The 11,770-nt window shown below is 39.4% G+C and carries 9 protein-coding genes; 5 read left to right on the top strand and 4 right to left on the bottom strand.

Features of this window, described 5'->3' with window-relative positions:
* The first annotated feature begins 4 nt into the window (after positions 1-4).
* The 3 genes from AWN68_RS16945 (at position 5) to AWN68_RS16955 (ending at position 4,058) form a co-directional block, all read left to right on the top strand.
* A complete protein-coding gene (locus AWN68_RS16945) occupies positions 5-1,159 on the top strand; it encodes a mechanosensitive ion channel family protein (RefSeq protein ID WP_317038927.1) in 1,155 nt (384 codons plus the stop codon).
* Positions 1,160-1,244: 85 nt separating this feature from the next.
* The gene (trkA, locus tag AWN68_RS16950; RefSeq protein ID WP_068418358.1) at positions 1,245-2,585 is read left to right on the top strand and encodes a Trk system potassium transporter TrkA; all 1,341 of its coding nucleotides are present in this window, start codon (positions 1,245-1,247) and stop codon (positions 2,583-2,585) included.
* A gap of 15 nt (positions 2,586-2,600) precedes the next feature.
* Complete coding sequence (locus AWN68_RS16955; RefSeq protein WP_068418361.1) at positions 2,601-4,058, top strand: TrkH family potassium uptake protein; 1,458 nt, start codon at positions 2,601-2,603, stop codon at positions 4,056-4,058.
* Here the strand turns inward: AWN68_RS16955 and AWN68_RS16960 are convergent.
* Positions 4,055-4,288, bottom strand: a complete 234-nt coding sequence (locus AWN68_RS16960; protein ID WP_068418364.1) for a heavy-metal-associated domain-containing protein — start codon at positions 4,286-4,288, stop codon at positions 4,055-4,057. The genes AWN68_RS16955 and AWN68_RS16960 overlap by 4 nt on opposite strands.
* A 66-nt stretch (positions 4,289-4,354) precedes the next feature.
* Between AWN68_RS16960 and AWN68_RS16965 the strand changes: the two genes are divergently transcribed.
* Positions 4,355-5,569 carry a DEAD/DEAH box helicase gene (locus AWN68_RS16965; RefSeq protein ID WP_172796078.1) on the top strand — a complete coding sequence of 405 codons (1,215 nt, stop codon included), beginning with the start codon at positions 4,355-4,357 and terminating at the stop codon, positions 5,567-5,569.
* Between the two features lie 23 nt (positions 5,570-5,592).
* On the opposite strand, the gene AWN68_RS16970 is transcribed toward AWN68_RS16965, so the two are convergent.
* Complete coding sequence (locus tag AWN68_RS16970; RefSeq protein WP_172796079.1) at positions 5,593-8,019, bottom strand: ABC transporter permease; 2,427 nt, start codon at positions 8,017-8,019, stop codon at positions 5,593-5,595.
* Positions 8,020-8,294: 275 nt separating this feature from the next.
* Between AWN68_RS16970 and AWN68_RS16975 the strand changes: the two genes are divergently transcribed.
* Positions 8,295-10,757: an ABC transporter permease gene (locus AWN68_RS16975; RefSeq protein ID WP_068418370.1), complete on the top strand. Its 2,463-nt coding sequence runs from the start codon at positions 8,295-8,297 to the stop codon at positions 10,755-10,757.
* A gap of 137 nt (positions 10,758-10,894) precedes the next feature.
* On the opposite strand, the gene AWN68_RS16980 is transcribed toward AWN68_RS16975, so the two are convergent.
* Both AWN68_RS16980 and AWN68_RS19045 read right to left on the bottom strand, forming a co-directional pair.
* Entirely contained in the window at positions 10,895-11,251 is a 357-nt protein-coding gene (locus AWN68_RS16980; RefSeq protein ID WP_157716302.1) for a S41 family peptidase, read from the bottom strand.
* Positions 11,252-11,376: 125 nt separating this feature from the next.
* Entirely contained in the window at positions 11,377-11,559 is a 183-nt protein-coding gene (locus AWN68_RS19045) for a hypothetical protein (RefSeq protein WP_262501387.1), read from the bottom strand.
* Positions 11,560-11,770: the final 211 nt, after the last annotated feature.

The following is an 11,770-nucleotide window of genomic DNA, read 5'->3' on the forward strand; positions in this document are numbered from 1 at the left end:
ACTTATGCAAAATGACTTAGCAGAGGTATTTTCAGGCTATGATCGGCTGATTACTTCTATCAATGAGAATATCCCATTCATCAGTGAGCCAATTACATTCTTGGGTCTTGAATTCACTGTGAGTGAGGTGATATTACCAGTAGTTTTTTTAATACTGATCAACATAATAGGCAACCTCGTTAGGTCAATTTTGATCAATAAAATCTTAAACCGCTATATCGAAGACCGGAAAACAGTTCTTTCTATCGGCAACACAACCAAGTATATCATCCTCTTTTTCGGGTTCATCTTTGCACTAACCGCAATAGGAATAGATAAAGACTCAACCTTAAATTTTGCGCTAAGCAAAAATGGAGATGATCCCTTAATGTTCTTCGAATTACTGAGGGTTATATTTCTGCTTGTTCTACTGGTATTTTTAAGCGGAAAACTTAAGACGATTTTTGTAAACCAAATAATGAGTCGTTATTCTGATGACATTGGTGTGAGCCAATCTATTGGCACCATTATTCAATATGCTGCTGTTTTATTCGGTGGGCTTGTCATTATTCAGACCACCATTCAATTAGGCTCATTAAATGTTTTAGCGGGTGCACTTGGGGTTGGTATTGGTTTTGGACTTCAAAATATTGCCAATAATTTTATTTCAGGCTTAATTATACTTTTCGAAAGGCCCATTAAAGTGGGTGATAGAATTGAAGTAGGTCAAGTAACTGGCGATATTGTCAGAATATCTTCGAGGGCTACTACTGTGAGTACCAATGATAATATTTCAATCATTATCCCCAATGCCGAGTTTATTAGTAAATCAGTAATCAACTGGAGTCACAGTGGAAGAAATATTCGCTTTCATGTTCCCGTAGGAGTTGCTTATAAAGAAGACCCTGCCCATATAAAATCCATTTTGATTGAGGTAGCTAAAAAGCATCCCGATGTTCTAAAAGAGCCTGAACCAGATGTGCTCTTCAAAGAATATGGTGATAACTCATTGAACTTTGATCTATTAGTGTGGACGAGTACCTACATTAATAAACCTACGGTACTGAAAAGCCAATTGTATTACCTGATATTCGAGAAGTTCAAGGAACATAATGTCGAAATCCCTTTTCCTCAAAGAGACCTTCATATAAAGTCGGGCAATATGGTTCCTCAGAAATGATAGAAATCCTTTTTGGCATATTGTTAAAAGCATTTACTTGCACCCCTAGTATTTAAACTATCTTTGACGGTTTTCATATAAAACAATGAGAGTAATAATTGCAGGTGTTGGAAATGTGGGGTTTCATTTGGCTAAACTCCTATGTGCTGAAGGTCAGAAGATTGTCTTGATTGACCAAGTGGCAGACAAACTAAAGGCTGCATCAAATTCTGTCGATGCGTCTACTATTAAGGGAAACTCTACTTCATATAGTGTTTTGGAAGAAGCTGGAGTTTCGGAAGCAGACCTGCTTATTGCCGTAACCTCTTCAGAAGATGCCAACATTGCTACGGCCATCATTGCCAAGCACCTTGGCGCCAAAAGAACGATTGCAAGAATCTCGAATACAGAATTCATCTATCAAAAAGACAAACTAAACCTTAAGCATCTAGGGATTGACGACATTATTTCTCCTGAATCGCTTGCGGCCAAAGAAATTAAAAGGTTGCTAAAAGAAGTAGCCTTAACAGATAGCTTTGAATTTGAAAAAGGCCTCCTTTCTTTAATTGGTGTAAACATCGAAGAAAACAGTCCCCTAAATGGTAAAACCATGATGGAGGTAGCCAAATTAAATCCAGATCAGAAATTTATGACCGTGGCTATTTTACGCCACGATGAGACCTTAATTCCCTATGGGAACACTCAATTCCAGGTAAATGATCATGCCTATTTTGTGGCGCAGCCCGATGGTATAGAAAAGCTTCTGTTTTTAGCTGCCAAGAAAAAAGAACCCGTTAAAAGTGTAATGATTTTAGGAGGGTCGAGGGTTGGGTTTCATGCGGCTAAAATCTTGAGCAACCGTTACAATGTAAAAATCATTGAGCGCGATCCACAAAAATGCTTCGAGTTGGCAGATCAACTTCCGGATGCCATGGTCATTAATGGTGATGGAAGAAATGTAGACTTACTTCATGAAGAAGGAATTAGTGACATTGACGCCTTTATTGCCGTAACCGGAAACTCAGAAACCAACATTATATCCTGTTTAGTAGCCAAAAACAATGGTGTAAAGAAAACCATTGCTATGGTGGAAAACATGGACTACATCCACCTTTCTCAAAGCATTGGAGTGGATACCATGATCAATAAAAAGCTGATCGCGGCCAACTTTATTTTCCGTCATATCAGACAAGGTGATATTGTTTCTATTACCAGTATCCACGGTGTTGATGCTGAAATTCTTGAATTTGAAGTAAAAGAAGGTTCTAAAATCACGAAAAATCAACTTAGAAATCTTCAATTCCCTAAAACCGCTATCATTGGAGGCGTAATCCGAGATGGAAAAGGCTTTACCACGCCTGGTGATTTCATGTTCAGACCAAAGGACAGGGTAGTAGTCCTCTCAAAACCAGAAAGTATCAGTAAAGTGGAATCTTACTTTATTTGATATCTTTAAAGACAGATGAGGTTAAACGTTAAAGTCATTTCAAAAGTCCTCGGCACTCTTCTTCAGATGAATGCTGGTTTCATGGCCCTTTGTTTGCCCGTCTCTATCTATTATGGGGAACATGATTTAATTGCCATAGCCCTTTCTTCGGCAATTACAGCATTGGTTGGTTTTGCATTGAAATTTTTCACTAGAAAACTCCCTGATAAAGAGCTTAAAAAACGAGATGGATATATTGTGGTTACCGCAGGGTGGATCTTCATGTCCGTTTTTGGCGCCCTCCCCTTTGTATTAAGCAATAGCATTCCAGATTTCACCAATGCTTTTTTTGAGACCATGTCTGGGTACACCACCACAGGAGCCTCAATTCTTAACGATATAGAATCGGTACCGAAAGGCATTTTGTTTTGGAGAAGTCTTACCCAGTGGATTGGGGGAATGGGGATTATTGTATTGGCCGTTGCCATCCTTCCATTTTTGGGCATTGGAGGTATGCAGCTCTTTGTGGCCGAAGCACCTGGGATTACGCCAGACAAACTTCAACCTAGAATTCAAGACACAGCCAAACGACTTTGGCTCATTTATGTAGGTCTAACGATTGTAGAAGCCATCCTGCTCTATTTTGGTGGAATGACGATTTATGATGCTGTCAATCATTCGCTAACAACCATGGCCACGGGGGGATTCTCAACAAAGAACGCTAGCGCTGCTCATTACGACTCTCCTTTTATTCAATATGTGCTCATTGTCTTTATGTTTTTGGCTGGCACAAGTTTTACGCTCACCTATTATGCGTTAAAACGGAATTTCAAAAAGGTATTCAAGAACGAAGAATTTATCGTTTACAGCATCTTCACTATTATAATTGCAATTATTGTTACCATAACCGTGTTCATATCTACCGACAGCGGACTTGAGAAATCATTCAGAGATTCACTCTTCCAAGTCGTTTCAATCATTACTACTACGGGTTTTGTATCCGCTGACTATACCGCTTGGGCACCTTTTCTTACTACACTGTTCTTTATTCTACTATTGGTAGGTGGTTCGGCAGGTTCAACCGCAGGTGGTGTTAAAGTTATTCGTCATGTGGTGTTGTTCAAAAATTCTTTTCTAGAACTGAAAAGACAACTCCACCCCTCTGCCGTAATTCCTGTTAGGATAAGTGGAAAAGCTATTGATCAAGGAGTCGTTTCCAATGTACTCGCTTTTATAATGATTTATATCTTGGTCATGATTGTAGGAGTAATCTTGCTTTCTACCATGAACATAGATTTTGACACTGCCTTTGGAGCCGTGGCCACCACCCTAGGTAATGTTGGACCCGGAATTGGAAATGTTGGGCCTTTGGATAATTTCTATAACATACCTGCACCAGGCAAATGGCTGCTCTCTTTCTTAATGCTTCTGGGCAGATTAGAGTTATTTACAGTGCTTATGTTGCTTTCTCCTTATTTCTGGAAGAAAAATTAAAATAACTTACCTAATACTGATTTCTTTTTTTCCGCTTTAAAACCGGCCTGTTGTACCGCTTGAATAACTAGGTCAGAATCGATGTTTTCGGCCTTCACTGTCAATAGCCTGTCTTTACTACTCAAGTCCACCGACCATTCAGACACTTCTTTTAGCTCATTTAAAAAGGGAGTAACAGTAGAAAGACACATCCCACAATTAATATTGGTTTTATATACGGCTTTTTTCATTTAATTTTCACTCTAAATTGTAACAGGCTTAGGCAATTCCTTAAGCCTCATAAAGATAAATCACACTTGACATTTAAAGAACTTAATCTCCACGAAAGTGTATTGGAAGGTTTAGACGCCATGGGTTTTGAGACCCCAACCCCAATCCAAGAACAAGCTATCCCAGTAATTATTGAAAACAAAGATTTAATTGCTGTTGCCCAAACAGGTACTGGAAAAACCGCTGCTTTCTTGCTTCCAATCTTACATAAAATCTGTTCAAATGATATTCCTGATGGACAAATAAACACATTAATCATTTGTCCTACGCGAGAACTTGCTGTCCAAATTGACCAACAGTTAGAAGGCCTGGGGTACTTTACTCCTGCCACTTCATTGCCCATTTATGGTGGTGGTGATGGTGATGGATTTTCAAGAGAAAAGAAAGCATTGACTACTGGGGCTCACATTATCGTGGGGACACCGGGGAAACTTATTTCTCACCTCAACTTGGGTTATGCTAAAATTGACCATTTAGAACATCTTATTCTGGATGAAGCCGATCGTATGTTAGACATGGGTTTTTATGAAGACCTAATGCGCATCATTGGTTTCTTACCTAAAAATCGACAGAACCTTATGTTTTCGGCCACTATGCCTCCGAAAATCAGAAAGCTGGCCAAGGACATTCTGCAAGATCCGCATGAAATTAGTATCGCTATTTCTAAGCCAGCCGAAAAGGTGGTTCAGGTGGCTTTCAATACATATAACAACCAAAAGATTGGCCTCGTAAAGCATTTGCTTCGATTCAATGACATCCCAAGCTTGGTGATTTTTGCTTCGACAAAAATTAAGGTGAAGGAACTCACTAGAGAATTACAGCGTGAAAAGATGAACGCCAAACCCATCTCTTCAGACTTAGAGCAAAAAGACAGGGAAGATATTCTTCGTGAATTTAAAAGTAGAAAGCTTCAGATTTTGGTAGCCACCGATGTAATCTCTAGAGGTATTGACATCGACAATATCGACATGGTGATTAACTATGATGTACCCAACGATGCGGAAGATTACATCCACCGTATTGGCCGTACGGCTAGGGCTTCTTCTGAAGGCGAAGCAGTCACTTTCATTAACGAAGAAGACCAATTCAAATTCTCTAAAATTGAAGAGCTCTTAGGTAGCCCTGTTCGTAAAATAGCTTTGCCTGAATTTTTAGGGGAAGCACCTGTTTATGACCCTATCAAAAATAAAGGCAAAGGGAAACGTTCATTCGGTAATAAAAAAGGATTTAAAAGGAGGTAGTACAAAACCTCCTTTCAATTTAATCATTCATACCTCAACGAATCTACTGGATTAAGTCGCACTGATTTCATGGTTTGAAAGCTTACAGTAATCAGTGCGATTCCTATGATGAGCACCGTAGCGAACACAAAAACTAACAGGTTGATGCTGGTGTGATATTCAAACCCTTGGAGCCAACTGTCCATCGCTAAATAGATTAACGGCCAAGCGATTACACTTGAAATCAGAATAAGCACGACAAACTCCTTCGATAAAAGTAAGAACAAGCCTGGTACTGATGCTCCAAGTACTTTTCTCACGCCTATCTCCTTGGTTCTTTTCATAGTGGTAAAAGCAGAAAGCCCGAAAAGCCCCATGCAACCAATAAAAATGGCTAAAACTGCAAAAACGGAGAAGAGTGATTGAAACTGATCTTCTGATTTATATTGTTGGTTGAAGAATTCATCTAGGAAGAAATATTCAAATGGATTTCCGGGGAAAGTACTTCCCCATTGACTTTCAATAACGGCTAAAGCGGACGAAACATTTTGCTCTTGAACTTTAATTAAAAAATATTCGGCCCAAAAAGGGTTTAGAATAAATACGGAAGGAATTGCTTTCTCTCGCAACGATTCATGATTATAATCTTCCACCACTCCAATAACCAAAGCTGTTGCCCCAAAATTCTCTGCTACAATGGCCTGTCCAATAATATCCTCAGGGTTTTCATAACCGAGCTGCCTTAAAGCAGATCTCGAAACCAAAGCTGCCGTATCTAAATCATTAGGAAAATCTCTAGAAAAGTCCCTGCCAGCAATTACTTCCATCCCCATAGTTTGGATAAACTCATAATCCGCCCCTACATAATTAAGTGGGAAAGTTTGCCCAGCAGGTTGATTATAAGCCCGGACATCTGCCTTAAATCGAATTTTCTTTCCAGGAACAATACCGCTAGTGGTGATCTCTTTAATGTTTGAATTTGACCTTAACTCGTTGCTAAAGGCGGCAACTTGTTGATTTCTTAACTCTGGGTCAGCATTTGAAATTGCGGGTCGTTCCAAGACAACAATCTGATCCATTTCAAAACCCAATTCCGCATTTTTAACATATTGCATTTGCCTGTACACCGTAAAAGTGCCTATGATCAGAGCTGTTGAAGCGGCAAACTGAAAAACCACCAATGCCTTTCTAAGTACAACCCCAGTTCCAGAGTTCCTAAACTTCCCAGTTAAAGTACTTACTGGCTTGAAGGAAGACAGCACCAAGGCTGGATATACACCCGAAGCAAATGAACCGATAAGAAAAGCAGCCAATAACGACCAAAGAATCGTCCCGTTTTGCCAAATTTTTACGTCTTCTGGAATACCGCTTAAGCTATGGAAACTGGGTAAAGTCAAGGCGATAATGACGACAGCAAGGATTACAGCCAAGAGGTTAATTACAAAGGACTCGAACATAAACTGACGAATCAATTGACTTCGAAGAGAGCCCAGTACTTTTCTAATCCCTACTTCTTTGGCCCTGTCTAAAGATCTAGAAGTAGCCAAATTGATGTAGTTTACCCAAGCAATTAAAATAATAAAGGTGGCAATAATGGAAAGATAAACAATGGGCTCTCCGCTTCCGTTCAGCTCTGCTTCATCACCCAAATGAGAGTCCAAATGAATTCTTTGGAGCGGCTGCAAAGCAAAAACGTTGCCTCCTCCATTCTCCTTTAATTCGGGTTTATACTTATCTATCATTTGAGGGAATTTAGCTTCCAAAGCACTTATATTGGTTCCCCGTGCTACTTTGATGTAAGTATAAAAATCCTTCCTTCCCCAACCCGTTTTATATCTTGTCATGGCTCCTTCAAAACGTCCGTAAAGGGTAGCGGTAGAAATTAGGACATCGTATTTCAAGTGCGTATTGGAAGGTAAATCCTTATAAACACCAGTGACAATGCAGTTTTCATCATTGTAATCATCGTCTTTTAATCTCAAATGCTTTCCCATTGGATCCTTATCCCCAAAGTACTTCTTTGCTGTGCTTTCAGAGATCACAATTGAAAAAGGTTCTTCCAAAGCTGTTTTGGCATCACCTAGCACCATTTGATTTGAAAACATAGACAGGAAACTTGGGCTGGCATAAAGGAATTTCCTCTGCTTGAATTTAATAGGCTGACCTTGCCCTTCTTCATAGGTTATTACCACATTATTCTTGTAGCCCATATTGTATAAATGTGCCCATTCAACCACTTCAGGGAATTCTTGCACCATAGCTGGACCTACTCCTGGGTAATTTTCGGCACTATTAAATACTTCTTCATTGTTCTGAAAAATATCTAAACTCACCCTATATATATTCTCAGAATCCTTTTGAAAGTTATCGTAGCTAAGTTCAAAAGTGACGTAGTGAAGAATCAGTAATGCACCTGCCAAACCAATGGCGAGACCAGAGATGTTAATAAAGGCATAGGTCTTATTTTTCATAAGTGACCTAATTGTAATTTTGATGTAGTTTTTGAGCATAATAACGACCGTTAGTAAGTAAGACTTATAGAAAAGTAAATCGTTACATCTCGTTTAGAAATCAATCAAAATTGTACGGATACGTTCACAATCAAGTTCGTTAGCGAACAACAAATAGCTCCCCCTCCTTTAACCAACTCTATAAACCATTGATTAACAAAATCTTACAGATACATTAAGGATTTGGCACCTTTAGTGGTAGAAATCCTTTTGTTAATCAGCTCTAAACCACCCCTATGCAGAACTTTTCCTATGCCATAAGAGTATTACTCCGAAATAAATTTTATTCATTTCTAAACATCTTTGGCTTGGCGGTTGGCTTGGCTGTGGCTATTATCATTCTTCTCTATGTTCAAAACGACATGAGTTTTGATAAGCATCACGAAAAGTACGATCAGATTTATAGGGTTGAATCTAAGTTCAGAATCCCTCCTAAGGATGATGAGTTTGCATTAAGCTCATTTGTGATCGCTGAAATGATGAAGGAGGAATATCCTGAAATTCAAAACTTCGCAAGGTTTATGGGCGCTGGACGACAGTTGTTCAGAATTGGGGATAAAAACATTTACCAAGACAACCTGTACTTCGCTGACTCTTCCACATTCAGCATGTTTACTCATGAATTCATTGAAGGAAACCCTAAAACTGCTTTAGTTGAACCTAGAAGTATTGTTTTAACAGAGACCGCGGCTAAGCGTATTTTCGGCAATGCTGATGCAATGGGACAGCTTATAGAAACAGATGCCAACAACATTAAGGTAACGGGTATTATTAAGGATTTACCTGATAACGTGCACCTTACCTTTGAGGGTCTAATTTCTATGACTACCATTACTTCAGGCCAGCCAGTACCTACCAGTGATCAAAAGGCAGGTCAGCTTTGGAATGTGTCATTGTATTCCTATGTAATGCTTCCCAAGAACTATGATGTAAAGGATATCTATAACAAGTTTCCAGACTTTTTCGAAAAATACATGAAGCCTTTGGTGCTACAAGCAGGACTAGGTGACGCTGGTTTTAGCCCACGATTGATGCCTTTGGCGGATATTCACTTTAATTCTAAAGTACAATATGATTTACCCACTGGTAACCTAACCTACACCAGGGCCTTTACTGCCATTGGTATTTTCATCCTTCTTTTGGCCAGTATTAACTATATGAATTTGGCTACCGCGAGAGCCACCAACAGATCTAAAGAAGTAGGGGTCCGAAAAGTACTTGGTTCAAGTAGAGGAAAGTTACGAGGGCAATTCCTAAGTGAATCAGTGATCATTACATTCTTCTCGTTGATGCTCGCCATACTCATTGTTAATATTTTAATTCATGGCACAAACTTAAACACCCTTTTAGGAAAGGACCTTCAACTCAATTTCTTTGACAATCCATTGCTCCTATTTGGTTCGCTAAGTGTTGCTGTAATTATTGGGCTTTTTTCAGGCATTTACCCCGCATTTTATTTATCCGCCATTTCAGTATTGGTGGCCATGAAAGGCAGCGTCAAGTCGGGTCCAAAAAGTGTTTTCCTCAGAAAAGTATTGGTCGCGTTTCAGTTCTTTATCTCCATTGCCGTAGTGATTACTACCCTATTGATGAACAATCAAATTGACTTTTTAAGAAACAAAGATTTGGGTTTTAATAAAGACAATGTGGTGCTAATTCCATTGCAAGACACCTCTATCGTTAATAGAATGGAATTCATTAAAGCAGAATTAACGCAGAACCCTAATATTGTTGGTGTTACAGATGCCTTTGGAGTTGGCCGTGGTGGTGGAAATGTAGGGAACAGTCTTCTTGGCGCTGGCAGACGTTTATTGAGTATTAGCGACAATGAGTCTAACATTACTCAGGACACCTACAATGTGCTTACCGTTGGGAAAGACTATTTTAAAACAATGGACATTGAAATTGTTGAGGGCAGAGATTTTGACGAAAACATGCCTACAGATATCACGCAAGGGGTAATCGTCAATCAGGCGGTTGTAGACTTGATGGGCTGGACTGATCCTATTGGCCAAACAGTATCACCTATTGGATTACCAGAACCAACGAAGGTTATTGGTGTAGTTAAAGATTTTAATGCGTTTTCGCTGCATGTAAAAGTAGAACCTACTGCTATTTATAGATATCAATTGCAAAATGCCGGTGCCCAAGGATTGCCTACATTAATGGTGCATGTAAGTGAAGGGGCCGTTGGTCCAACGGTGAAATTCTTAGAAAGTAAGTTTTCTGAATTGGACCCCAACCACCCTTTTGAATATGAATTCTTAGACCAACAAGCCGAAGCGCTTTACCGTGGAGATCAAAGACAAAACAAGCTTACAGGCATACTTTCATACATCTGTATTTTAATCTCTTGCTTGGGTTTATTGGGTTTATCTTCTTTTACCACTGCCACCAGAATAAAAGAAATTGGTGTGAGAAAAGTGTTGGGAGCCACCGTTCCGCAATTGGTATTCATGATTTTCAAAGATATTATGATTCTAGTGCTGATTGGCTTCGTTTTGGCGGCCCCTGCTGCCTACTGGCTCATTAATGATTGGTTAGATGTATTTGCCTACAGAATGAATTTGCAGGAAGTCATATTGCTTGCAGCGGGTATGTCGGGAGTGTTGGCTCTAGTTATTTCCTTCTTAACGGTCAGTTTCCATTCGCTAAAAGCTGCAAATCAAAACCCAGTAAAGGCACTTCGGTACGAATAAAAATTTCAAACTCAATTCAAATGAAAAGCAACCTCGAATGGGGTTGCTTTTTTGCTTTTTAGAATGGAAGTTATTTTAGCCTAATCTTTTGAAAACGGATTCTTTATAAAACTCTCCGATTGGGATTTCATCTAACCCTATTTCAATGTCCTTTTTGGTGAAAGCATAAAGTTAACGGGGTGTACCCCTCTACCAGTGACTTCACCAATAACGGTAACACGTTTTTGGGCTTGTAAATCATACGTAAACCCCTCGGCAGCAGAAAAAGTACGACTGTTGGTTAGAATATATAAAGGAACATCGAGCCTTTGTTTTCCTTTTACTGGAATCGTAGCATAGAAATCTGTATGGTCTTTCCTTCTTTCATACACTAAAGTGAGTGGAATGTTAGTAGGTGAAAAATAGCTACTCAACCAAGTCCCTACTGGGCCATTTCCTCCTCCGTTCCACCTTAAATCCACGATAATAGCATCGGCAGTAGAAATAAACTCCATGAGTGGGGCTACTTTAACCGTGTCTTCCACCCTAAAGCCTTACAACTGAAAATAGGCCACGTTTCCTTCATAGAAATTCACTTCACCGAAGCCTCCATTCTAAACCTAACCAAGTTTTGTAAGTGTCAGTCAAATGATGTACGCTCTGGCCGAGGCCCTGCATTTCTAGGACGTGGTGGGGCTACGTTCAGATGTCTGTCTTTTGTGATTCTCTGCATTTCCTGTCCCAAGGCCTTGGCAAGCTCCCCTTCTGTTATAAATGTATCGAAGAACTTTTCAGCCATGAGCTTATCTAAATGTGAATTCACTTCGTGGGCCTTGATAAAAATACATAGTTCTCGACCATGAGTTTTTGCATCTGTTTTATGACCTCATCATTGGTTTGAGCGAAAATTACAGCAGGAGCAAAAAAGAGTATGAAAATTAATTTATGTCGTTTGTTCATCTAGATTTGAGTTCTTGTTTATGACTCAACTTACTACCAAAAGAAAAGCGAAATTCAGAACAGCGACATACAAG

The sequence above is a fragment of the Roseivirga echinicomitans genome, from assembly GCF_001592935.1.
In the GTDB taxonomy this organism is placed as follows: Bacteria; Bacteroidota; Bacteroidia; order Cytophagales; family Cyclobacteriaceae; genus Roseivirga; species Roseivirga echinicomitans.

What these genes read in the sequence shown, in the direction of transcription:
- AWN68_RS16945 (WP_317038927.1), top strand. Translation starts at nt 5, where the DNA reads ATGCAAAATGACTTAGCAGAGGTATTTTCAGGCTATGATCGGCTGATT.
- trkA (WP_068418358.1), top strand. Translation starts at nt 1,245, where the DNA reads ATGAGAGTAATAATTGCAGGTGTTGGAAATGTGGGGTTTCATTTGGCT.
- AWN68_RS16955 (WP_068418361.1), top strand. Translation starts at nt 2,601, where the DNA reads ATGAGGTTAAACGTTAAAGTCATTTCAAAAGTCCTCGGCACTCTTCTT.
- AWN68_RS16960 (WP_068418364.1), bottom strand. Translation starts at nt 4,288, where the DNA reads ATGAAAAAAGCCGTATATAAAACCAATATTAATTGTGGGATGTGTCTT.
- AWN68_RS16970 (WP_172796079.1), bottom strand. Translation starts at nt 8,019, where the DNA reads ATGAAAAATAAGACCTATGCCTTTATTAACATCTCTGGTCTCGCCATT.
- AWN68_RS16975 (WP_068418370.1), top strand. Translation starts at nt 8,295, where the DNA reads ATGCAGAACTTTTCCTATGCCATAAGAGTATTACTCCGAAATAAATTT.
- AWN68_RS16980 (WP_157716302.1), bottom strand. Translation starts at nt 11,251, where the DNA reads ATGGAGTTTATTTCTACTGCCGATGCTATTATCGTGGATTTAAGGTGG.